This is a genomic window from Pantoea latae, from assembly GCF_002077695.1.
GTDB lineage: Bacteria > Pseudomonadota > Gammaproteobacteria > Enterobacterales > Enterobacteriaceae > Pantoea > Pantoea latae.
This window is the reverse complement of the sequence record NZ_MWUE01000033.1, coordinates 136,520-157,517: the sequence shown is the minus strand read 5'-3', so window position 1 is coordinate 157,517 and position 20,998 is coordinate 136,520. Positions and strand designations below refer to the sequence as shown.

Below are 20,998 nucleotides of genomic sequence, written 5' to 3'. Positions count from 1 at the left end.
TATGTTGACGCAAATCGACTGGCAGCTGATCGGCTTCGGCGACGAAGGCTGGGGCGGCGTGCTGCTGAGCGCCGCGACGGTGACGGTGACCGTTTCCCTCTGCGCCTGGCTGCTGGGCGCGGTGCTGGGCAGCCTGCTGTGCTGGATGCAAATTGCCGGCCCGCGCTGGCAGCAGCGCCTGGCGGCAGGCTATATCACGCTGTTTCGCGGCGTGCCTGAGCTGCTGGTGATCTACCTGTTTTACTTCGGCGGACGTCAGGTGCTCTCCTCTGTCGGCACCGCGCTGGGCATGCAGGGGCCGTTCGACGTGAACGGCTTTATCGCCGGCGCCATCGCCATCGGCCTGATCTCCGGCGCCTATCAGAGCAGCGTGTTTCGCGGCGCCTTCTACGCGATTCCGCGCGGCACGCTGGAGGCGGCGACGGTCACCGGCATGGGGCGGCTGATGCTGTTCCGCCGCATGATTGTGCCGCAGGCGTTGCGCACCGCGCTGCCGGGTATGGGCAATCAGTGGCAGTCGGTGATCAAAGAGTCGGCGCTGGTATCGGTGACCGGCCTGGTGGAAACCATGAACCAGATCACCACCGCCGCTAACTCTACGCAGATGTCGTTTTTCTTCTACAGCGTCGGCGCCGTCATCTATCTGATTATTACCACCTGCTCAGACTGGGTGTTTCGCGCGGTAGAGAAATTTGCCATGCGCGGCCAGCAGCGCACCAACGTGTAAGGAAAGCCGATGGATATCCCTTTTTTACAGGACACCCTGCTGGCGCTGCTCAAAGGCCTGCCGCTGACCATCAATCTGGCGCTGCTGTCGCTGCTGGGCGGCGGCGTGCTGGCGCTCGGGTTGAACCTGCTGCGTCAGACGCGGCTCGGCAGCTACGTGGCGCGCTTCTACGTCTGGCTGTTTCGCGGCACGCCGCTGCTGATCCAGATCTTTATGGTCTATTACGGGCTGGGCAGTTTGCCGGCGGTGCGCGAAAGCCTGTTCTGGCCGCTGCTGCGCGATCCCTACTGGTGCGGCCTGCTGGCGCTGATCCTCAACGACGCGGCCTACACCTCAGAGATCCTGCGCGGGGGCCTTAATGCGGTGAGCCGTCAGTCGCTGGAGGCGGCCAGAGTCTGCGGTATGCCGTCGCACAAGATCTTTACCCGGATTACCTTGCCCATCGCTATCCGTCAGGCGTTGCCCGCCTACAGCAACGAGATGATATCGATGATCAAATCGACCTCACTGGTCAGCACCATTAGCCTGATGGAGATGACCGGCATCGCCGATTCGATTGTTTCCTCAACCTTTCGCGCGCTGGAGGTGTTTCTGAGCGCGGCGGTGATCTATCTGTTGCTCAGCGTGCTGGTGAGCAAAGGCGTCTCCATGCTAGAGCGCCGCTTATCCCCTTACTATTTTGGAGCGCGTTCATGACCCAACCGACCATCATGCTGAGCCATCTGAGAAAGAGCTACGCGGGCCATGAAGTGCTGCACGACATCAGCCTGACGGCGCAGGATGGCGACGTTATCTCGCTGATTGGCGCCAGCGGTTCGGGCAAAAGCACGCTGCTGCGCTGCATTCCCTTTCTTGAAGTGCCGCAGGCGGGCGTTATCGCCGTGGGCGAAAACAGCGTGACGCTGGATAACGCCGATGAGAAGCTGAGCCGCGCGCAGCGTCAGCGCATTAAGCTGATGCGGATGCAGCTCGGCTTCGTGTTCCAGAGTTTTAACCTGTGGCCGCATAAAACCGTTATGCAGAACATCATCGAGGCGCCGGTGCACGTGCAGAAGCGGAGCGTTAAAGAGGCGACGGAAGAAGCCGAGGCGCTGCTGCACAAGGTGGGACTGTATGCGAAGCGCGATGCCTGGCCCTCGCAGCTGTCGGGTGGCCAGCAGCAGCGCGTGGCGATCGCGCGCGCGCTGGCGCAGCAGCCAAAGGCGATTCTGTTCGATGAACCGACCTCGGCGCTCGATCCTGAACTGGTAGGCGAAGTGCTGCGCGTGATCCGCGGGCTGGCGGAAGAGGGCCGCACCATGATCATCGTGACGCACGAGATGGGCTTTGCGCGCGATGTGTCAAATAAAGCGGTGTTTTTGCATCAGGGGATAGTGGAAGAAGAGGGCGCGCCGGAACAGGTGTTCCTCGATCCGGTGTCGCCCCGCTGCCGCGCGTTTGTGAACAGTCACTTTCAGCGCAACGCAAGCTAGCCGCTGCTAAATCTGCACAACCTCCACCAGCTGGAAGGTTTCGAACACCAGCTCCATCTCAGGGTGAAACGATCCTTCCTGCTGAAAAAAGCGCTGGTGCTCACGGCGCCAGCTCTCCAGGCTGAGATCGTCTTCGCCCTCCAGCATCGCCATCTCTGGCGTCACGCGATCGAAGCGGGTTAAAAACAGCCCTGTGGTGCGGATCACGCCGCGCGGCTGGCCTGCGCCATCCAGCACGATGCTGTAGCTGCCGGGCTGCGGCTTCGCCTCATCCGCCTTCCATGACTGCAGTGAGCCGCAGCTTGCCACCTTTTTACCGGCAATCACCAGGGTTACCAGACGATCGGCCAGTTCAGGCGAATCCCCAAACGCCCATGCGTGCGCATCGGGATATTTATCGGACAACTGCTCCAGCGAAACGGACATTAACTGACTCCTGGTTGAGCGCGCGATGACGGTTTCTCCTGTGCGTAACGACGGACAAGGGCAAAACAGGCCAGCGGCAAGGGCAAGGTAAACAGCAACAGCAGCCACAGCAGGACATAAACCGCATTGACGCCGTCATTCTGCAAATTGTTGTAGAGCTTAACCGGAATGCCCTGCGGGAAATAGGCAAAGATCATCACGATGCCAAATTCGCCGATGGCGCGCACCCAGGCCAGCGCGACCGCCGAGGCCAGACCCGGCGCGGCAAGCGGCAGCGACAGCCGGCGAAAACGCTGCCACGGCGACGCACCCAGCGTACGGCCCGCTTCCAGAATGGCCACCGGCACGGCGGCAAAGGCCGAGCGCGCGGCGGTGATAAAGTAGGGCAGCGCGCCGTACCACTGCGCCAGCACAAAGGCGGCGGGATTGTTGACCAGCTCAATGCCGAGACGCGCCAGCAGCGAGCCGGCCGGTCCATAAGGGCCAAAGGCGCTGACCAGCAGAATGCCCATCGCCAGCGGTGGGGTCAGCAGCGGCATCAGCACCAGCAGCTCGACCACCGCCCGCGCTCTGCCGCGCGCCTGCGACAGCCACCAGGCGACGGGCAGGCCGCTGGCGACGATCAGCAGCAGCGCGATCAGCCCCAGCCCGGTTGAGGTGGCGATGGCGTCGCCGTCGCCCCAGGCCAGATGAAAATCGCCCCAGCGGGTGATGGCGATAAGCGTCAGGAAAGGCACGGCCAGCATTAACAGCGCCGGCAGCGCCAACAGGAGCGATGAGGAGGGGAAGCGCTTCATTACGGGTAGAGCGCGTCACCTTTAGGCGCGGCGTAGCCATTCTGTTTATAGAGCGCCTGGCCCGCCTTGCTCAGCATAAAATCAACGAACGCCTTGCCCGCTTTTTCGCCGTTGGGCGCATTCTTCAGCACGGCGGCGTAATAGACCAGCGGCTGGGTATGCAGGGTTTTCTCTTTGCCTTTACTGTCTTTAATGGCAAAGGTCACGGTGTCGTACCACTGTTTCGCCTGCGCCGGGTTGCTCAGGTTAATCTCATCCGGCAGGGCCACGTAGGGCAGATGCGCGGAGATCACTTCGCTTTCATATCCTGCCGCCGCGTCAACCTGGCCGTTCTCCAGCCGCGCCAGCAGGCCGCCTTCCAGATGGGTCTGCGCCGGGTTCTGCACGCCGCCCATAATCTTGTCGGCCACGCCCGGCTGGTGGTAATACTTCTCCGCCAGCAGCAGGGTGAAAACAATATTCTGACCTTTGGGATCGTTAACCGGATCGGTGCGGCCGAACTTCAGGCCCGGCGTCGCCAGCACCTCAAGCCAGCTGGCGTCATCGGCCTTCGCGGCGGCGTCGAATTTTTGCGCATAGGGGCCTTTCGGGCTATAGGCGATCACCATGCTGGTGCTGGCGACCGGCACCGCATTGTCAATCAGGCCCGCGTCTTTCAGGATCTGCATCGGCCCAGGCGTAATAGAGACAAAGACATCGGCGGTGATTTTCTTGCTGGCCAGCAGCCGCGCCATGCCATACGCGCCCTGACCCTGTCCCTGATATTTGCCGTTGTTGGCTTTAGCGAAGGCGGGGCCCAGGCTTTCATCCATTACCTTGCCCATTGAACCGGCATAGGTGACGCGAATATCAGTCGCCAGCGCGGAGGCGCTGCACATCGCGCCGGTTACCAGCGCGAGAAAAGCGATTGTTTTCATTTTTTACTCGTTATAAACAAAAGTAGATAGCGATTATGGTGAGCCTGCACGTCTCAGGCAAGCCTCTGGCGTGCGAAAAAGGGGGAAAAGCGCGCGGCGCGCCAGTAAAGACGCGCTGCGTTGAGGAAAGGTTTAGCGTGCACGTGGCTGAAAGATGATTCGGTTTCTGCCCTGCTGTTTGCCGGCATACATCGCCCGGTCGGCTGTTTCGATCAGCGTCTGCAATTCATCATCCTGTTGCGCGCGCACGGCGCCGCAGGTCACCGTTATCTGCAGCGTGCCGGTGGGCGTAATAAATTCATGGGCGCGTATCTGTGTTATTAGTCGTTCTAATGCCGCAGTGAATGCCGCATCATTCTCGCAAAGGTAGAGCAGAATAAATTCCTCGCCGCCGAAGCGGTAGGTTTTATCCTGACTCCGGCTACTGCGAGAAAGTAAACTTCCCAGCTCTCTTAGCACCGCATCGCCAGTAGTATGGCCATACTGGTCATTAACCCGCTTAAAATGGTCAATATCGATCAGGGTCAAATAGAGCGCCGGCGCTGCCTCGCACGTGACAGCCTGCTGCAGCAGCGGGAAATCGCGATAGAGCAATTTACGCAGCGGTAATCCCGTAAGCGCATCATGATTATTGCGCAGGGCAATCAGCTCGGTCTTATAGCGATCGATAGCATCGAGAAATTCACGCTGCGTCGCGTAATACTCCTGTAGCTGCGCGCGCGTCACCGCGCTTTTTTCCAGCGACAGCAAAATCTGTCGCATCGCCGCGTGCATGGCGGCATGACGCTCTTCGATCTGTTTAACCTCCGGATGCCCGGTGCAGTCGAGCCGCAAACGCATCTCAAGCCATTTGCTGAACCGACAGTGCAGATGGGATTCGGTGTCGGTCATAACCGGGTCAGGTTTATCGTTAAACAGAGCGGCATGCGTCAGTTGGCTGGACCAGATATAATGATACGCGATCGCCTGATTAAGCTCGCCAATATCCCGTTCTAATTCAAAACCGTTAATTTTTCTTAGCGTGATCATTTTAATTTTTTCGTCAGTTAATGCAGAAAAGAAGGGTAATGATCGCGGCGTTTTAATAAGTTGATTATGATCATCACTTATGCGGGAACGGGTTATTCAAAAGTGCGTTAATTAAAAAATGATAACCAGCGGTGTGCGGCTGTGATGAAATAACACACGAGGTAAAAAGATATTGCCGTTTTAAAATAATAAGCAGAGTTTAATTAACCGCCCAAAGCGGCGTCTGCATGCTTATGGGCCGAAGCCTGAAGCAGACCATTGTCGTACCAAAACGGGTTGATGGCAGGGTTGAAATCGCGTCGCCGCCGCTCAGCCTGGGATTTAAAATCTCGCTTCGAAGTGAAGAAGTGCTGATCCTCATCAATAATAAGTGAGCCGGTAAAACATTAACATCCGGTGTCAAAAGAGAATGTGGTTGCTGTCAGCTGAACAGAACCCTCCTTATTGATCACATGAGGTAAGCCATGACTATCGCTTCGCTTAACGAATCATCCCGCGATCTTTCCCAGTTTGTCGGCACGCATTTTGTCTATACCTACGACAACGGCTGGAAATATGAGTGGTATGCGCGCAATGAAACGACCTGTGATTACCGTATTCACCAGGGGCTGGTGGGCGGCCGCTGGGTAACCAATCAGAAGATGAACGCCGTGCAGTTTGCGCCCGGCATCTTCAAAGTTGACTGGCATGAGCCTACCGGCACCTGCGTGAGCCTGCTGTTCGATTTGAATCGCAAACTGCTTCACGGCACCATCTTTTTCCCGCAGTGGATTGCCGGCGAAGGCCAGCACCCGGAAAAAACCATCTGTTATCAAAACGAATTTATCGACGATATGCATCGCTTCAGAGATGAAGGTCCAGCCTATCCCTACGTTATCATTCCGGAATTTGCCGAAGTCACCTATATGAAAAATGAAGGGGCAGACAATGACGAGGTAATTAATATGGCGCCGGGACAATTGCCGGAAAACTTCTTCGACGGGAAATAATCACGCCAGCTGGACGCTGCTCTGCCGTAGCCGGTTAAGAAACCGGGCAGGGCGGCGCTCATTAGAGCCAGGCTTCCAGCGCGGCGGAGGTCAGCGGTCTGGAGTAAAAAAAGCCCTGCGCCTGATCGCACCCATAGTTTTTTAACGCCAGCTGGGTTTGCGCGTCCTCTACGCCTTCTGCAATCACCACGTAGTTAAGTTCCTTCAGCATGGTGATAATGCTTTTGGCGATAATGCGCGCGGCGGTATCGGTGGCAATCTGGCTGACAAGGGAGCGATCCAGCTTAATCACGTCCAGCGGAACCTTGCTCAGATAGTTGATGTTGCTGTAACCGGTGCCGAAATCATCCAGCGCCACGGAAAAACCTTTCGCTTTCAGCAGCTGGAGCCCCTTGATCGCCTGCGGGCTTCCAATGATTTTTTCCGTTTCCAGACATTCAATGCCCAGCAAGCGGTTCTCCAGGCCGGCATCCGTCAGCCGTTTCGCCAGCGCGTCGGCAAAGCCGTCACGTGAGAAATCCTGCTCGCTGACGTTTACCGTGACGGGCAGCAGAAAGCGTGACTGCTTCCACTTCACCAGCTGCGCCACGGATTCGCCGATCACCCAGTCAGTAAGCGACGAAAGTAAACTGGTCTGTTCCGCCAGCGGAATAAAGCTGCCCGGCAGGAGTTCGCCGCGCACCGCATGCTTCCAGCGGATCAGCGCTTCCAGCCCGACGGGTTTTCCGCTTTGCAGACAAATCTTGGGCTGGTAGACCAGATAGAGTCCCTCACCGCTGCGTATTGCCGCCGCCAGATCGCTCATCAGGCCCAGCTCGTCTTTGTGCTGAGTATTCAACTCATCGCGAAAGCTCAGCGCCGGCACGTTGAGGTCAATCGCTTCATGCATCGCCAGCAGCGCTTCATTGATGATCTCTTCAGGCGACTGCTCGCTGGCGTTAAACAGCGTTTCGCCCGAGTGCGGCGCAAGCGAAACAGAGAGTCCTTCTCCCACATCCGCCGTAATCCCCTCCAGCCTGCCCGCCACCCAGGCGGCGCAGAGCCGGCTCTTCTCGCCGGTCAATAGCGCGAAGCGGCCCGATGAGAGCACATAAAAGAGATCGCCCGGGGCCAGTCGCAGACGCAACGGCAGCAGCGTCGCCAGATCGCGCAGCAGGGTGCTGACAGGCTCGATACCCAGTGAGCGTGCAAGGTCAAAGGCGCGCGACAGATCGAGACACTCAATAATGATCAGGCGTCGCGTGGCGTTATCCTGCGCCCTCTGCAGAAACAGCAGATCGCGCACCAGCCTGCGGTGATTAGGTAGCCCGGTTAATGGATCGGAAAGACCCGCCGCCTGCCAGGCGGTAAGAAAAGCGGTGACCAGCCCGGCGAGAATGGTCATGGTCGCGACTTTCTCCGCCGAGAAGCTGTGCGGCTCGGTGTCGGTAAGGCAGAGGGTGCCGACCGCCACGCCCTGGCTGTTGTTTAAGGGCACGCCGGCATAAAAACGAATATAGGGCGCGCCGACCACAAAGGGGTGCGTCACGAAGCGCGCATCCTGCCAGGTATCGGCAATCACCAGTGCGGACTGGCTGTCGACCACGTAGCGACAGATAGAGTCGGCACGAGAAGAGTGGGTCAAACCAAAATGGTGGGAGGCTTTAATGTACTGATTTGTATCATCAAGCACCGAAACGAAGCCGGCCGGAATCTCCAGCACCTGGCTGGCCAGTAAAACAAACTTTTTCAGAACCTGATCGCGTTCGCTGTCGTAGGCTTTAAGTTGTTGTATTTCATTTTCGCCGGGGTGGCCGGCAAAATTTTCCCACAGTTCGCGCATATTTATTAGCCAATAAATTTAAGAGTGCAGAAAACTCTCTGGCCGTAAAGGAGAGGGAGTCTAAGAAAAATCTGCTTTAGCGTCAGAATACGCATTCATCGGCCTTTTGCCAGCAATATTTACGCCGTGAAATCACTTTTATTTTCTTAAAGACAAATTTTTAACGGCCAGAAAAGAGCCGAGTGAAAAAACAGCATGGCTGCAACAATTAAACAGCAAAATAATTCATAAGCAGATGCGCGAAAAAAATTTGGCCACATTAGACAGGTTAAAGACTCTATTTGCCATACCAGAATGGCAGGCGTGGGATCTGCTGCAATGCGGCACGGCAGGCAGGATGCAAAGCAGAAGATAAGTGGCGTGACGTAGAAATTAACCCGTAGACACATTTATTCATTATTACACGCGATTTGACGTAAACCGGGAGTTTATTCTCTGTCGGCGCGCTTTTCCCAATGAAAAATAAACCGCTTTTCACTCGCTACTGATTTTACAGCAACAGAATCCTCTTAATTCATTTTTCGCTTCAGGAGTAATGAAATTGCGGCTAAGTTGCTGTGGGAGAAGGGGAAAAGTGGATTTAACCCGCAGGGAGATAATTTTTTTAATTTGCTAAATCGCCAGTAGCCAAAGGCAAATTTTGCCGTCTGGCTTGCATCGCTAGGTTTTTCAGCCAGACTTAAATTTCTTTAGATGTAAATGCTTTTGATTTGATTATATCAGGGTGTTTATTTCAACCGGGCATTTCATTAAAGGTGAAATATGGGTTCTTCTTCACATAATGGCGAACATCCAGAAAAGCAGGAAGAGATCCTGCATCTGGCTGAAGAGAAGCTGAACGTCAAGCGGGAAAAGGTGGTAGATGGACGCGTTACTGTCCGTCGTCACACTTCAACGCATGACGAGCCAGTGAATCTGCTGCTGCGCCGGGAAAATGTTGAGGTAACGCATGTGCCTAAAAATGAGCGCATCGCGTCCATGCCCGACATCAGGGAAGAGGAAGGAGTGCTTATCGTTCCGGTTGTTGAAGAGGAAGTCGAGGTCATCCGCAGGCTGGTATTGCGAGAAGAGCTACATATCCGGCGTACCGAAGAACAGGTCCCCTGGGAAGAACGCGTCTCTTTACGCAAACAGCATGTGGAAATTGACCGAGAGGAAGGCGACACCTAATCCATCCAATTACGCAGGAGAAAACCATGGCACACGAAAAAATCGTAACGATGTTCAGTACCCTGGCTCAGGCTGAAGGGGCGAAGCGCAGCCTGATAAAAGCGGGTTTTGCCGACCACGATATTGATGTGATTTCTGGCGAACGACTGAAATCGGAAGGACATGAAGCCCGCCATCCCAGCTTCTGGCAGCGTCTGTTCGGCAGCACGCTGGATGAAGAGCAAAGCGGCGTGTATGAAGACGCGATCAAATCCGGCAGCGTGGTATTGACGCTGCGCGCCGAAGAAGAGCAGCTGCCGCGCGCCTACAGCATTCTTGATGCACATGATACCGGCGAACTTCCTGCTTCAGGCGCAGCAGGCCTGACAGGCGATGACGGCTACACGGTTTCAACTGCGCATACTACGACGGGCGTAAATAGCGTCAGCGACAGCGGTCTGACTGAACCAGTACGCACCTCACTGACGGGCGACGAAACTGAAGAAGAGATCCTGCGTCTGGCAGAAGAGCGCCTGGAAGTCGGTAAGCGTCTGGTAAGCGAAGGCACCACGCGCGTTCGTCGCTATACCGTAACCGATCAGGTTTCTGAAGATATCTCTCTGCACGAGCAGCATGCCGACATCTTCCGCCGTTCAACCGGCGATCTGGCCGCGCCAGGCGAGGTTGACTGGGAAGAGAAAACGATTGAAGTTGCTGAAACCCATGAGCAGCCGGTGATCAATAAAACCGCACATATCAAAGAAGAAGTAGTAGTGCGCAAAGATCAAAGCGAACGTGTGGAAAATGTGACCGACTCCGTTCGCCGTCAGGAGGTCGATATTGACCATGCTGATAAAGATGTCACAGCGGGCGCTGCAGTCGTCGGCAACACCAGCAGCAAGACCACAGGTGCTGCAGTGCCAGGCGGCACCATCGGTAATACCGGCGGGTTCAGCGGCACCAAAGCGGATGACGATATCGTCGAGCGAAGCGGTGTTTCAGGCGTTGAAAATGAGAACAAACCCGATCCGCTGTTAAAAGGTCGATAATCGAGCTGTTGGCCTGGCATCCTCTGTCGGGCCGGAAAGAGGCTCTCTACACTGGACGGTATGGCTTGATCCCGTCCAGGCAACAAAATGCAGTGGGGAAGTTGACGCATTTGCCCTGGTGTCGGCTCGCGGTCAACCTCCCCGACTGCATGCATCAATTTATCGGCATCCCTGCAAATCTGAATGGCTTATTCTATTGCCAAATGTTACCTGAAAAGTTTTTATCCTGTTGGTAAACCGCCTGCACAAAGTAACTCACTGATAAGCTGATGCTTGCCATGCCGTCGCGTCTGTCGGTTAAATTTTTGCAGTCTGAAAATTCCTGAGTGATTTACCGCGCCGTTGCGTCTAAAAAGTTGTCATCGGCTTCTTAATCGCCGCTATGCTTTATTCAACCTGTCGCAGATATAAGGAAACGACCATGCCACAACCCCCAGATAGCCAGCCCCTGCCGGATGATGCGGAAATCCCTGCTTATGAAGACGAAGAAACGGAGCAGAAATAACTAACCGCCTGTTGCGCAGGCGGTTTGCCGTCAGGCCAGCAGGCGTTTCGCCCAGCTGGCAACCTCGTCGCCGCTACCGATATCAGCCTGCATCAGGCCGTTTATCATAAAGGTCGGCGAAACGTGAATGCCGTTCTGGCGTGCATATTTACAGTGCCACTTAATCTCATTCTGTAATTCTGCGCGATCAAAGGGCGCATCGGCGTCGACGCCGCTGTAGTGCTTCAGACGTGCCAGCAGCTCTGCCGGCGTGGTCTGCATATTGTCGCCGCGACAGTGATCGATAAACTCAAATTCTTCGCGATGGTCCGCCACCGCCCGCAACACCGCCTTTGCGGCTTCTTTGCCCTCTGGCAGGCAAGAGGCCGCCAGAATATAGCGCACGATAACGCCTGAATAGAGATGCCACGGCTGCGACTGCAGACGAATTTTCAGCGTCATCGCCTCTTCTCCCACCAAATCAAGCAACGCATCAAGCTTATTGAACGCTCTTACGGAAAATGGGCAGGTTGGTTCCAGAAAAATCTCGAAAACGCGCGGGCCTTTTCCCCATATCAGCGGGTCGGGACGTAAGTTTTCTGCATGCATGGCAACTCCTGTGTGTTTAAACTGCGGTGATAATGCTGTTGCTGGAGCCTACGTTAACCCTCTGACGCGCTGGAAGCAAACCGGCAAATAACCCGCTTTTCACCGCGCTAATACTCACTTTCTGAAAACGCTTCCACAGTAATAATTCCGCTATGTAAAAGTCGCCGATAATGGTGTGGAGCGGCTATAGTTAATGCCGTGTTAACTCTTTATTCCGCGTCGGCAATGCAGCCGGCGTGATAAAACTCCGCCAACACCCGGAGCCGGAAAGCGCTAGAAGAGGTTGATTTTGCTTACTAATCTTTCCTGGAAGATCATCCACGACGTGATCCTCAAGACCATCGAAGAGATGCTGGACGAGCAGCAGACGCTGAATGTCTTGTCGCTGCGCGCGCGGCTCAGGGAGCTGGCAGAAAGCGAAACGGACGAGGTTATGGTGCTCTGCTACTGGCAGGCGAGCAAAGTGCTCACCAGACTGCCGCCAACCGTCACCGCAGCGCAGCTGATGAGCGCAGCACGACACGCTTTTCGCACGCCGCTTAATCACGATCTCTTATAAAAATAGCCTCGGCACGCAGCGGTAAACGCTGGCGAATAAAAACGCGTAAAGTAAAACGTTTACAGTCATTTATCATCACTTATTGCGGTGCGTCTGTTTCAGTAAGGAATCGATATGTCTCATTTCCGTCCGGTGGCGCTCGAGCACGCCAGCCGTCTGCTAAACCACGGTCCTACCATTCTGATTACCAGTCAACATCCGGAAACGCAACGGCGCAACGTGATGGCCGCCGCCTGGTCGACGCCGGTAGAGTTCACGCCGCCGCGCGTGGCAATCGTCGTGGATAAAGCAACCTGGTCGCGCGAGCTGATCGAGTCGAGCGGCGCCTTTGGCGTTTGCGTGCCTGCCGCCGCCTACGCCGATCTCGCCTGGGCGGTCGGCAACCGGTCAGGGCGCGATCAGGACAAGTTCGATGCCTGGGCGATTCAGGCGATTAGCGGCCCTGAGCTGGGCGTGCCGCTGCTGGAAGAGAGCTGCGTCGCCTGGCTGGAGTGCCGACTGCTGCCGGCAACAGAGGCGCAGCAGCAATATGACACGCTGTTTGGCGAAGTCGTGGCGGCGGCGGCCGACAGCCGGGTTTTTTATGACGGTCGCTGGCATTTCAGCGCCGAAAACCGCGCGCTGCACACGCTGCATCACCTTGGCGGCGGGCAGTTCGTGACGGTAGCGGACAGCTTCAGCGCAAAGATGCCTGAAGCGCATTTATAATATCAGCGAGGAAAAGCATGAAATTTAAAAGTTACGCGGCGATGCAGGCCGGAGAAGCGCTGCAACCCTACGAGTACGATCCGGGCGCGCTGGCGGCGGAAGATGTCGAAGTCGAAGTGGATTACTGCGGCGTGTGTCACTCCGATCTGTCGATGATCGACAATGAGTGGGGCATCTCAACCTATCCGCTGATTGCCGGCCATGAAGTGATTGGTCGCGTCGTCGCGCTGGGCGACAGCGCCAAAAATAAAGGCCTGAGCCTGGGCCAGCGCGTCGGTATCGGCTGGACGGCGAAAAGCTGCGAGTACTGCGACGCCTGCATTAACGGCGAACAGGTGAACTGCGTTAACAATAATGTTCCCACCATCAGCAACAACGGCGGCTTCGCCAGCCATCTGCGCGCCAACTGGCAGTGGGTGATCCCGCTGCCTGAAAACCTTGACGCGGCGACCGCAGGTCCGCTGCTGTGTGGCGGCATCACGGTGTTTAAGCCGCTGCTGATGCATAACATCACCGCCACCAGCCGCGTGGGCGTGATCGGCATCGGCGGCCTGGGTCATATGGCGATTAAGCTGCTGCGCGCGCTGGGCGCGGAAGTGACGGCATTCAGCTCGTCGCCGGCCAAAACCGAGACCATCAAGCAAATGGGCGCCGATTACGTCGTCAACAGCCGCGATCCCGAGGCGCTGAACAAGCTGGCGGGTCAGTTCGATCTGATTATCAGCACCGTCGCGGTCGATCTGGACTGGCAGCCCTACTTCCAGGCGCTGGCGGCCAATGGCCGTTTCCACACCGTAGGCGCGGTGATGAAACCGTTTGAGGTGCAGGCGTTCAACCTGATCCTTGGCGATCGCGGCGTAACCGGCTCTTCTACCGGTTCGCCGGGCCAGCTGCGCTCGCTGCTGCGACTGGCGTCGCGCGCCGATATCGCGCCGATCGTTGAGTACTTCCCGATGTCGAAGATCAATGACGCGCTCGATCACCTGCGCGCCGGTAAGGCACACTATCGTATCGTGCTGAAAGCGGACTTCTGATTACCAGGCGCGCCCGACGGGCGCGCTTTTTGCAGATTAGATTAACCCTTCCGCTTTCATCGCCGCGATAACAGCAGGACGCTGCGCATGCGTTGCCGCAAAGCGCTGCAGCGCTGGCCAGCGATCCAGACTGAAATCGACGACGCGGAACCAGCCCAGCACGTTGAACAGGTAAGCGTCAGCGATGGTGAAGTGGTCGGCGTTAAGACAGGTGTTGTCACCCAGCGCTTCCGCCAGCCAGTCGAGTCGTTTGGTCAGGGTAGCCGTGGCCGCCGCTTTCCATTCCGGCGTCATGGCCGGGTTAAAGAAGGCACCGATGCCTTTGTGCAGTTCGGTCGAAATAAAGTTCATCCACTCCAGCACGGCGTAGCGCGCTTCGCCGCTTGCCGCCAGCAGCTGACTTTCCGGTTTTAAATCCGCCAGATATTGCGCGATCACCGCGCCTTCCGTCAGAACGTGACCGTTGTCGAGCTGCAGCGCCGGCACGTAGCCTTTGCTGTTGATCGCCAGGAAATCTTCGCCCTCGGCGGTGCGTTTGGTTTTTAAATCCACCGCGACGGAACGATGCGGCAAGCCGGTTTCATGCAGAACGATATGGGTCGTCAGCGAGCAGGCGCCTGCCTTGTAGAAAAGTTTCATGCTGTTGTTAATCCCTGATTTGTTATTTGCCGCCGCAGTCTACGGCAGCGCGGGCGAGTTGCGCCATTGCGTTTTGTGCTAACGCGGGGAATTAACGCAGGTTTTCTGACGAACAGTGACAGAACCAAGGCAAACCCTACAGCGAAACGCGGGCCATAGCCTAGACTTAAGGTTCGCCTGCGGCGCGCCGCAGCAGATGAGAACCAGCCTGAACGTGGCCGGTTTGCAGGATGCACTGACGGGAGAGATTATGCTGTGGTTGTGGAATGTTTTGATTGTGTTGCTGACCGTTGTCGCGATGGAGATAACCGCTGCGCTCTCGCACCGCTATATTATGCACGGCTGGGGATGGGGCTGGCACCGATCACATCACGAGCCGCATTCCGGCTGGTTTGAAATCAACGATCTCTACGCGGTGGTGTTTGCCGTGCTGGCGATCGCGTTAATTTATCTGGGCAGCCGCGGCGTCTGGCCGCTGCAGTGGATTGGCGCGGGAATGACGCTCTATGGCCTGCTCTATTTCATTGTGCATGACGGTCTGGTGCACCAGCGCTGGCCGTTCAAGTACATCCCGCGCCGCGGCTACTTTAAACGCCTCTATATGGCGCATCGCATGCATCACGCGGTGCGCGGACGCGAAGGCTGCGTCTCGTTTGGCTTCCTCTATGCGCCGCCGCTGTCGAAGCTGCAGGAGACGCTGCGTCAGCGCCACGGCCGTCGACCTACCGCGGACGCTGCCAAAGCGCGTCGGGACGCGGCGGCGAAGCGCCCGCCCGAGACCTGACCGCCTGCGCCGCACCGGCCGCCAGCAGCAGGAGCTTCTCCTGCTTGCTGGTGGACTGACGGCGATCCCAGGCTGTTTCCCCCGCGCCATACACCTTGACCCCAATACGACGATAGACCTCTTTCGCTGTGGCGATCGCCCAGGCGGATCGCAGCGGCAAACCCGCCAGTCCCGCTGAGGCGGAGTCGTAGTAGGGTTCCGCCTCGCTCACCAGCCGACGCGCCAGACCCGCCAGCGCCGGCCGATGGGCGCGGTCGGCAAAGTGCAGCCGATCCAGACCCGCCTCTTCCAGCCAGCTTTCCGGCAGATAGCAGCGGCCGACGCGCGCATCTTCAACAATATCGCGCGCGATATTGGTCAGCTGAAAGGCGATGCCGAGATCGCAGGCGCGATCCAGCGTCGCCTCGTCACGCACGCCCATGATTTGCGCCATCATCAGCCCGACTACGCCGGCGACGTGGTAGCAGTAGCGCAGCGTATCCTGCAGCGTCTCATAACGCGCGCCGCGCACGTCCATGGCGAATCCTTCGAGATGATCAAAGGCATAAGTCGGTGAAATATCGTGGGCGAGCGCCACCTCCTGAAAGGCGGCGAACGCCGGTTCATGCAGCTGCGCGCCGGCATAGGCCTGACGCGTTTTGCGCTCCAGACTGGCCAGCCGCTGCTGGGGCGTTTGCGCGGAGGGCGCCTCACCGGGAAAACCGAGCTGCTGATCGTCGATCACGTCGTCGCAGTGACGGCACCAGGCATAGAGCATCAGCACGCTGCGCCGCGTTTTGGCATCGAACAGCTTTGAGGCGGTAGCGAAGCTCTTTGACCCGACTTCCATGGTTTCGACGGCGTGGTGCAGCAGCGTCGGATTATTCATGCAGATCCTCCAGCATCAGGCGTGCGGTGGCTTTGGCGGAACCGATCACGCCAGGAATGCCCGCGCCGGGATGAGTGCCCGCGCCGACCAGATAGAGATTGCGGATATGGCTGTCGCGGTTGTGCGGACGAAACCAGGCGCTCTGCCGCAAAATTGGCTCGACCGAAAAAGCGGAACCCTGATATGCATTCAGCTCGTCGCGAAAATCAAACGGGGTAAACATGCGGTGCGTCATCAGCTGGCTGCGTAATCCGGGCATATAGTGCTGCTCCAGATAGGCGAAAATGCGGTCGCGCAGCCGTGGCCCCTCGACGCTCCAGTCAAGATCGGCGGTGCCGAGGTGAGGCACCGGCGCCAGCACGTAGTAGCTGCCGCAGCCCGGCGGCGCCAGCGAGGGATCGGTGACGCAGGGCGCATGCAGATAGAGCGAAAAATCCTCCGCCAGCCCGTCGTGATTGAAGATTTCGTCAATCAGCTCGCGATAGCGCGGGCCGAAGCAGACCGTATGATGCGCCAGCTGATCGTGATGATGATTCAGCCCGAAATAGAGCACGAACAGCGAGTTGCTCATGCGCTTGCCTTTCAGCTTACTGGCCTGAGCGGCCGCGGCGGGATGCTGGCCGAGCAGGTCGCCGTAGGTATGCACCACATCGGCGTTGGAGGCAACGGCGCGAGTCTCGAAGACGCGGCCATCCTGCAGGTGCACCGCCGAAATCGCCTCGCCCTGCGCCTCGATATGGCTGACGCGTGCGTTAAGCTCCAGCGTGCCGCCCAGATCCTGAAACAGCTTCAGCATGCCCTGAACCAGCGCGCCGGTGCCGCCGCGCGGGAACCAGACGCCCCATTCGCGCTCCAGCGCATGGATCAGCGTGTAGATAGAGGAGGTGGCGAAGGGATTGCCGCCGACCAGCAGCGAGTGAAAAGAGAAGGCCTGACGCAGCTTCTCATCTTCGATAAAGCTCGCCACTTTGCTGTAGACGCTGCGCCACGCCTGCAAACGCGCCAGCTGCGGTGCGGCACGCAGCATATCGCGAAAGGAGAGGAACGGCACAGTGCCAAGCTTGAGGTAGCCTTCGGCGAAGACGGCGCGCGAATAGTCGAGAAAGCGCTGATAGCCCGCGACGTCGCGCGGGTTGAATTTACGGATTTCCGCTTCCAGCCGCGCCTGGTCATTATCGTAATTGAACACCTGGCCCGACTCCCAGCAGAGCCGGTAGAAAGGCGTCACCGTCAGCAGCTCGACATAGTCGCGCATCGATTTGCCCGCCAGCGTAAACAGCTCTTCGATGGCGGTGGGATCGGTGATCACCGTCGGACCCGCATCAAAGGTAAAGCCCTGATCCTGATAAACGTAGGCGCGGCCGCCCGGCTTGTCGCGCTGCTCCAGCAGCCGCGTCGGAATGCCTGCCGCCTGCAGGCGGATCGCCAGCGCCAGTCCGCCAAATCCTGCGCCAATTACCGTGGTGTGCTTCATCGTGATGCTCTTCGTCCAGAAGGGTGAGTGAGAATAGCCTGTAACGCCGCCAGCACCGGGACCGGCGGCTTGCCGCTAAGAATGCGCGCGCGATCGGCCAGCGTCAGCCGACCGGCGTAAAACCGGGCGATCAGGCCCTCCGGCAGGCCATAAAAACGCTGCATCACGCGCCAGCGCCGATCCGCGTCGCCTGCCAGAAACAGCATGCGGTTCAGCATGCGGAAGAAGCCCTGACGCCGCCATGCCGCCTGCGCAAAGCGGTGAATGCGCGGCGCGACGCTTTCCGCAGAGAAATCAGCCGCCAGTGCGTCCGCCAGCGCCGCCGCCAGCGGCAGGGAATAACCGGTAGTGGGATGAAAAAGCCCGGCGCGCAGGCCGACGCAGGCCTGACGATGCTGCCAGAAGCGATCGAAATCGCCCGCCAGGGTAATCGGCAACGCGCCGCGCTCTTCGCGTTCCAGCCTCTCCAGCTGCCAGCCCTGACGGGCGGCGTAGTCGCTAATATTTTGCCGCGCCTGCGCCGCCGCCAGCGAGGCGTCGTCAATGTAGTGGGTATCTTCAATCAGCAGGCGCGTCGGCGAAAGCGGCAGCGTATAGACAAAACGGTAGCCGTCCTGCTGGTCGACGGTAGCGTCCATTAAAATCGGTCCGGTAAGCTGATGCGGCTGGCTGAGCGTCCACTCCTGACCGACGAAAGCCTGAAAGCCGATTTGCAGCGCGGCGTCGGGTTGATAGCCGCGGCCGTCGATAACCGCGCGCGCGCGCAGCACCTCGCCGCTGGCAAGCTGAACATGATCGGACCCGCAGCTGGCGACGGTCTGGTTGAGCCGCAGCGCGTCGCCGAGCGCCTCGCGCAGCACGTCGTGGAAGCGCGCGGAAGTAATGCAGCAGTAGCCGCTGTCGAGCTGGCGATTAAGCTGAGGAAAACGCACCTCGTAATGGGACCAGCGGTGTGCCACCAGCGGCACGATCCAGCGCTGCTGTTCGGCGCTGAGATCCTCCTCATGGAAACACCAGGTGTGATTGCCGCCCGCCTGAGCGTCACCCTCCAGCAGCAGCACGCGCAGATCCGGCCGGCAGGCTTTAAGCCGCAGCGCCAGCAGGCCGTTTGCCAGGCCCGCGCCGATCAACAGCAGATCATACTGCGAGGTCATAGAGCTTCTCCGCGCGTACCGGCTGACGCGTCAATAGCGCGCGTTCAGCGATGTCGGCGGCGCGCTCGACGCCGCCGCAGGCGTCCAGCCGCGGCTGCAGCGCCGTCATGCGCTGTTTGATCGCTTTTTCATCCAGCAGATGGCGCAGATGGCGTGCAATTTGATGGCTGGTGGCGAAGCGCGAGGCGCGAATGCCAAGGCCGTGATGCGCCAGGCGCGCCGCAATGCCGGGCTGATCGAATGCCAGCGGGATCGCCAGCAGCGGCGTGGCGTGCGCCACCGCGTCGAGCACCGTATTCAGTCCGCCGTGGGTGATCGCCACGTCAGCCTGCGCCAGCGCGGCGCGCTGATCGACAAAGGCGGCGACCCGCGTCGCGCCGGCGCGCATCAGCTTGCGCGTCTGGAAATCGCTCAACCCGCCGCAGTGGGCGATCAGCAGTTCGGCGTCGAGTTCGCGACACGCCTTCGCCAGGGTTTTAAACAGGCCATAGCGTCCACCCTGCAGCGTGCCAAGCGACGCAAAGACGCGCGGCTGCGCGCCGTCGCCGAACAGCGGCGCAGCGCAGGGCAGAGCGGCTTCGCGCAGCGGGCCGGTGGCGTGAAAGTGCGCGGGCAGCGCCCGGCGCGGAAAGTCGAGCGCGTGCGGCAGCTGGCTAATCTGCGCCAGCGGCGACAGACACTCATGGGGCAGACGGCTGCCAGAGAGGCCGAACGCCTCGGCATGGCGCGCCAGCACGCGATCGTGGCTGCGCATCAGCCAGTCGTAGATTTTTTCGCTGGAGACGTAACGCTCGCGCGCGGCGCTGCCGGTTCCCCATGCGAAAGGCATTACCGGCAGCGGGAAATGCGCTTCGCGATTGACCGGCAGGGCGCAGGCGACAGAGACAAAAGGCAGCTGCAGCGCCTCCGCCACCAGTCCGGCAGCCGGCGCCATCTGATCGACGATCAGCCCGTCCACCGCCAGCGAGCGTAGCGCCTCAGGCAGCTCGCGACAGAGCATATCGCTGCTGCTGGCCATATCGCGAATCAGACGCAGGATGCCCGGCCCGCCGGGATGCGCCGCCAGCTGCAGCGTATGGTCGAGGCTGCCCGCCGGATGGGAGAGCAGGCCAACAGGGTGAAAACCGATGGCCGCATCGCTAAGCAGCGCGGCGACATCCTGTTGTTGAATAAAGGTAATGTGATGGCCGCGCGCCATCAGCGCCTGAGAAAGCGCCTGCAGCGCGCGCACATGGCTGTAGAAAGGTGGCGCGACGACGGCAAAATGGCTCATGGCAGCTCTCCGGCGCGCAGCAGCGGCGCAAGGCGCAGCTGGCGCAGATTGGCGCTGCCGGTACAGAAACAGGCGACGCGCAGCTGCTCGATCAGCGTCTGGAAATGGGCGATCACCGCGTCGGCGGAGTGCAGGGCGCTGTTCAGCACCGCCGCTGCCTGGCCGACGATATCCGCGCCAAGGCGCAGCGCTTTCGCCGCGTCGATGCCGTCGCGAATGCCGCCAGAGGCGATAAGCGGCATGGCGGGAAGCGCGTTGCGCACCGCGCGCAGCGCATGATCGGTGGGAATACCCCAGTCAGCGAACGCCATCGCCACCGCGCGCTGCTGCGCATCGCTGGCGCGTTCGCCTTCTACCGCCGCCCAGCTGGTGCCGCCAGCGCCGGCGATATCGATCATGCTGACACCCGCCTCGGCCAGCCGCTGCGCCACCTGTGGCGAGATGCCAGCGCCGACCTCTTTGACGATGACGGGTACATCCAGCGCCGCGACCAGCTGAGAAATCGCCTGTAATACGCCGCGCCAGTCGCGATCGCCGCCGCGCTGCAGCGCCTCCTGCAGCGGATTAAGATGGACGATCAGCGCATCCGCTTCAATCATGCTGACCGCGCCCAGCGCGCGTTTGCGGCCCTGCTCGCCAAGGATCTGCGCCGCGCCAAGGTTGGCCAGCAGCGGAATATCCGGGGCGATACGGCGCAGATCGCGCGTCAGACCGAGGTTGTTATCGCTTTCCAGCGCCACGCGCTGCGAGCCGACACCCAACGCCAGGCCCAGCGCCTGCGCCGCTTCGGCGAGATGATGATTGATAGAGAGGGCGCGCGCTGCGCCGCCGGTCATTGAGCTAATAAGAAAGGGCGCCTGCATCGGGCGGTTGAACAGCCGGGTGCGCAGATCGATCTGATCCAGATGCAGTTCAGGCAGCGCGCAGTGGGTAAAATGCCAGTCCGTAAAGCTGCCCCGCGCGGGCGTAGTGTTACGCAAGACAATATCGAGGTGATCGTTTTTGCGTTTCGTCAGGTCCGTGTCCTTCATTGCT

At 58.9% G+C, this 20,998-nt stretch carries 22 protein-coding genes; 10 read left to right on the top strand and 12 right to left on the bottom strand.

All coding sequences use genetic code 11. The features are described from left to right. Position 1 precedes the first annotated feature (1 nt). The 3 genes from B2J69_RS20590 to B2J69_RS20580 are packed head-to-tail and all read left to right on the top strand — an operon-like array spanning position 2 to position 2,199. Positions 2-727, top strand: coding sequence for an ABC transporter permease (locus B2J69_RS20590; protein ID WP_081141868.1), 726 nt, complete (start codon positions 2-4; stop codon positions 725-727). Positions 728-736: 9 nt separating this feature from the next. Beyond that, positions 737-1,423, top strand: a complete 687-nt coding sequence (locus B2J69_RS20585; protein ID WP_081141867.1) for an ABC transporter permease — start codon at positions 737-739, stop codon at positions 1,421-1,423. Next, the gene (locus B2J69_RS20580; RefSeq protein WP_081141866.1) at positions 1,420-2,199 is read left to right on the top strand and encodes an ABC transporter ATP-binding protein; all 780 of its coding nucleotides are present in this window, start codon (positions 1,420-1,422) and stop codon (positions 2,197-2,199) included. Before B2J69_RS20585 ends, B2J69_RS20580 begins: the two co-directional genes overlap by 4 nt. A gap of 6 nt (positions 2,200-2,205) precedes the next feature. Here B2J69_RS20580 and B2J69_RS20575 read toward each other — a convergent pair whose 3' ends face one another. The 4 genes from B2J69_RS20575 to B2J69_RS20560 all read right to left on the bottom strand — a co-directional run bounded on the left by B2J69_RS20575 (position 2,206) and on the right by B2J69_RS20560 (position 5,368). Continuing rightward, the gene (locus B2J69_RS20575; protein WP_081141865.1) at positions 2,206-2,625 is read right to left on the bottom strand and encodes an ASCH domain-containing protein; all 420 of its coding nucleotides are present in this window, start codon (positions 2,623-2,625) and stop codon (positions 2,206-2,208) included. Further along, positions 2,625-3,371 carry a molybdate ABC transporter permease subunit gene (locus tag B2J69_RS20570; protein ID WP_407944757.1) on the bottom strand — a complete coding sequence of 249 codons (747 nt, stop codon included), beginning with the start codon at positions 3,369-3,371 and terminating at the stop codon, positions 2,625-2,627. The genes B2J69_RS20575 and B2J69_RS20570 overlap by 1 nt, the downstream gene beginning before the upstream one ends. Before the next feature lie 50 nt (positions 3,372-3,421). Next, the gene (locus B2J69_RS20565) at positions 3,422-4,339 is read right to left on the bottom strand and encodes an extracellular solute-binding protein (protein ID WP_081141862.1); all 918 of its coding nucleotides are present in this window, start codon (positions 4,337-4,339) and stop codon (positions 3,422-3,424) included. A 132-nt stretch (positions 4,340-4,471) separates the two neighbouring features. Beyond that, positions 4,472-5,368, bottom strand: coding sequence for a diguanylate cyclase (locus B2J69_RS20560; RefSeq protein WP_081141861.1), 897 nt, complete (start codon positions 5,366-5,368; stop codon positions 4,472-4,474). Between the two features lie 464 nt (positions 5,369-5,832). Here B2J69_RS20560 and B2J69_RS20555 point away from each other — a divergent pair, with 464 nt between their 5' ends. Further along, entirely contained in the window at positions 5,833-6,357 is a 525-nt protein-coding gene (locus tag B2J69_RS20555; RefSeq protein WP_081141860.1) for a phenolic acid decarboxylase, read from the top strand. Between the two features lie 61 nt (positions 6,358-6,418). Here B2J69_RS20555 and B2J69_RS20550 read toward each other — a convergent pair whose 3' ends face one another. After that, positions 6,419-8,179: a sensor domain-containing diguanylate cyclase gene (locus B2J69_RS20550; RefSeq protein WP_081141859.1), complete on the bottom strand. Its 1,761-nt coding sequence runs from the start codon at positions 8,177-8,179 to the stop codon at positions 6,419-6,421. 762 nt (positions 8,180-8,941) lie between these two features. Here B2J69_RS20550 and B2J69_RS20545 point away from each other — a divergent pair. Both B2J69_RS20545 and B2J69_RS20540 read left to right on the top strand, forming a co-directional pair. Then, positions 8,942-9,349: a DUF2382 domain-containing protein gene (locus B2J69_RS20545; protein WP_081141858.1), complete on the top strand. Its 408-nt coding sequence runs from the start codon at positions 8,942-8,944 to the stop codon at positions 9,347-9,349. Positions 9,350-9,375: 26 nt separating this feature from the next. Further along, entirely contained in the window at positions 9,376-10,377 is a 1,002-nt protein-coding gene (locus B2J69_RS20540; protein ID WP_081141857.1) for a YsnF/AvaK domain-containing protein, read from the top strand. Positions 10,378-10,912: 535 nt separating this feature from the next. Here B2J69_RS20540 and B2J69_RS20535 read toward each other — a convergent pair. Next, positions 10,913-11,470, bottom strand: coding sequence for a DsbA family protein (locus B2J69_RS20535; protein WP_081141845.1), 558 nt, complete (start codon positions 11,468-11,470; stop codon positions 10,913-10,915). A gap of 289 nt (positions 11,471-11,759) precedes the next feature. On the opposite strand from B2J69_RS20535, the gene B2J69_RS20530 reads away from it, so the two are divergent. From B2J69_RS20530 to ahr, 3 genes are all read left to right on the top strand, one after another. Further along, positions 11,760-12,029, top strand: a complete 270-nt coding sequence (locus tag B2J69_RS20530) for a hypothetical protein (RefSeq protein ID WP_094078544.1) — start codon at positions 11,760-11,762, stop codon at positions 12,027-12,029. 114 nt (positions 12,030-12,143) lie between these two features. Continuing rightward, on the top strand, positions 12,144-12,737 hold the full coding sequence (locus B2J69_RS20525; protein WP_081141842.1) for a flavin reductase family protein: 594 nt from the start codon (positions 12,144-12,146) through the stop codon (positions 12,735-12,737). A 17-nt stretch (positions 12,738-12,754) separates the two neighbouring features. Then, on the top strand, positions 12,755-13,771 hold the full coding sequence (ahr, locus tag B2J69_RS20520) for an NADPH-dependent aldehyde reductase Ahr (RefSeq protein WP_081141839.1): 1,017 nt from the start codon (positions 12,755-12,757) through the stop codon (positions 13,769-13,771). 36 nt (positions 13,772-13,807) lie between these two features. On the opposite strand, the gene gstA is transcribed toward ahr, so the two are convergent. Next, entirely contained in the window at positions 13,808-14,410 is a 603-nt protein-coding gene (gene gstA / locus B2J69_RS20515) for a glutathione transferase GstA (protein WP_081141836.1), read from the bottom strand. A 250-nt stretch (positions 14,411-14,660) separates the two neighbouring features. Here gstA and B2J69_RS20510 point away from each other — a divergent pair, with 250 nt between their 5' ends. Next, positions 14,661-15,194, top strand: a complete 534-nt coding sequence (locus tag B2J69_RS20510; RefSeq protein WP_081142245.1) for a sterol desaturase family protein — start codon at positions 14,661-14,663, stop codon at positions 15,192-15,194. Here the strand turns inward: B2J69_RS20510 and crtB are convergent. Genes crtB through fni form a run of 5 tightly spaced genes read right to left on the bottom strand, consistent with a single transcriptional unit; the run spans position 15,133 to position 20,994 of the window. Then, entirely contained in the window at positions 15,133-16,062 is a 930-nt protein-coding gene (crtB, locus tag B2J69_RS20505) for a 15-cis-phytoene synthase CrtB (RefSeq protein WP_081141833.1), read from the bottom strand. The genes B2J69_RS20510 and crtB overlap by 62 nt on opposite strands. Continuing rightward, complete coding sequence (locus tag B2J69_RS20500; RefSeq protein ID WP_081141832.1) at positions 16,055-17,536, bottom strand: phytoene desaturase; 1,482 nt, start codon at positions 17,534-17,536, stop codon at positions 16,055-16,057. The genes crtB and B2J69_RS20500 overlap by 8 nt, the downstream gene beginning before the upstream one ends. Next, the gene (crtY, locus tag B2J69_RS20495) at positions 17,533-18,690 is read right to left on the bottom strand and encodes a lycopene beta-cyclase CrtY (protein WP_081141831.1); all 1,158 of its coding nucleotides are present in this window, start codon (positions 18,688-18,690) and stop codon (positions 17,533-17,535) included. Before crtY ends, B2J69_RS20500 begins: the two co-directional genes overlap by 4 nt. Further along, positions 18,674-19,963: a glycosyltransferase gene (locus B2J69_RS20490; protein ID WP_081141830.1), complete on the bottom strand. Its 1,290-nt coding sequence runs from the start codon at positions 19,961-19,963 to the stop codon at positions 18,674-18,676. The genes crtY and B2J69_RS20490 overlap by 17 nt, the downstream gene beginning before the upstream one ends. Further along, positions 19,960-20,994 (bottom strand): type 2 isopentenyl-diphosphate Delta-isomerase, encoded by a 1,035-nt coding sequence (fni, locus tag B2J69_RS20485; protein ID WP_081141829.1) that lies wholly within the window; start codon positions 20,992-20,994, stop codon positions 19,960-19,962. Before fni ends, B2J69_RS20490 begins: the two co-directional genes overlap by 4 nt. Between the last annotated feature and the right edge of the window lie 4 nt (positions 20,995-20,998).

What these genes read in the sequence shown, in the direction of transcription:
- B2J69_RS20590 (WP_081141868.1), top strand. Translation starts at nt 2, where the DNA reads ATGTTGACGCAAATCGACTGGCAGCTGATCGGCTTCGGCGACGAAGGC.
- B2J69_RS20585 (WP_081141867.1), top strand. Translation starts at nt 737, where the DNA reads ATGGATATCCCTTTTTTACAGGACACCCTGCTGGCGCTGCTCAAAGGC.
- B2J69_RS20580 (WP_081141866.1), top strand. Translation starts at nt 1,420, where the DNA reads ATGACCCAACCGACCATCATGCTGAGCCATCTGAGAAAGAGCTACGCG.
- B2J69_RS20575 (WP_081141865.1), bottom strand. Translation starts at nt 2,625, where the DNA reads ATGTCCGTTTCGCTGGAGCAGTTGTCCGATAAATATCCCGATGCGCAC.
- B2J69_RS20570 (WP_407944757.1), bottom strand. Translation starts at nt 3,371, where the DNA reads ATGCTGGCCGTGCCTTTCCTGACGCTTATCGCCATCACCCGCTGGGGC.
- B2J69_RS20565 (WP_081141862.1), bottom strand. Translation starts at nt 4,339, where the DNA reads ATGAAAACAATCGCTTTTCTCGCGCTGGTAACCGGCGCGATGTGCAGC.
- B2J69_RS20560 (WP_081141861.1), bottom strand. Translation starts at nt 5,368, where the DNA reads ATGATCACGCTAAGAAAAATTAACGGTTTTGAATTAGAACGGGATATT.
- B2J69_RS20555 (WP_081141860.1), top strand. Translation starts at nt 5,833, where the DNA reads ATGACTATCGCTTCGCTTAACGAATCATCCCGCGATCTTTCCCAGTTT.
- B2J69_RS20550 (WP_081141859.1), bottom strand. Translation starts at nt 8,179, where the DNA reads ATGCGCGAACTGTGGGAAAATTTTGCCGGCCACCCCGGCGAAAATGAA.
- B2J69_RS20545 (WP_081141858.1), top strand. Translation starts at nt 8,942, where the DNA reads ATGGGTTCTTCTTCACATAATGGCGAACATCCAGAAAAGCAGGAAGAG.
- B2J69_RS20540 (WP_081141857.1), top strand. Translation starts at nt 9,376, where the DNA reads ATGGCACACGAAAAAATCGTAACGATGTTCAGTACCCTGGCTCAGGCT.
- B2J69_RS20535 (WP_081141845.1), bottom strand. Translation starts at nt 11,470, where the DNA reads ATGCATGCAGAAAACTTACGTCCCGACCCGCTGATATGGGGAAAAGGC.
- B2J69_RS20525 (WP_081141842.1), top strand. Translation starts at nt 12,144, where the DNA reads ATGTCTCATTTCCGTCCGGTGGCGCTCGAGCACGCCAGCCGTCTGCTA.
- ahr (WP_081141839.1), top strand. Translation starts at nt 12,755, where the DNA reads ATGAAATTTAAAAGTTACGCGGCGATGCAGGCCGGAGAAGCGCTGCAA.
- gstA (WP_081141836.1), bottom strand. Translation starts at nt 14,410, where the DNA reads ATGAAACTTTTCTACAAGGCAGGCGCCTGCTCGCTGACGACCCATATC.
- B2J69_RS20510 (WP_081142245.1), top strand. Translation starts at nt 14,661, where the DNA reads ATGCTGTGGTTGTGGAATGTTTTGATTGTGTTGCTGACCGTTGTCGCG.
- crtB (WP_081141833.1), bottom strand. Translation starts at nt 16,062, where the DNA reads ATGAATAATCCGACGCTGCTGCACCACGCCGTCGAAACCATGGAAGTC.
- B2J69_RS20500 (WP_081141832.1), bottom strand. Translation starts at nt 17,536, where the DNA reads ATGAAGCACACCACGGTAATTGGCGCAGGATTTGGCGGACTGGCGCTG.
- crtY (WP_081141831.1), bottom strand. Translation starts at nt 18,690, where the DNA reads ATGACCTCGCAGTATGATCTGCTGTTGATCGGCGCGGGCCTGGCAAAC.
- B2J69_RS20490 (WP_081141830.1), bottom strand. Translation starts at nt 19,963, where the DNA reads ATGAGCCATTTTGCCGTCGTCGCGCCACCTTTCTACAGCCATGTGCGC.
- fni (WP_081141829.1), bottom strand. Translation starts at nt 20,994, where the DNA reads ATGAAGGACACGGACCTGACGAAACGCAAAAACGATCACCTCGATATT.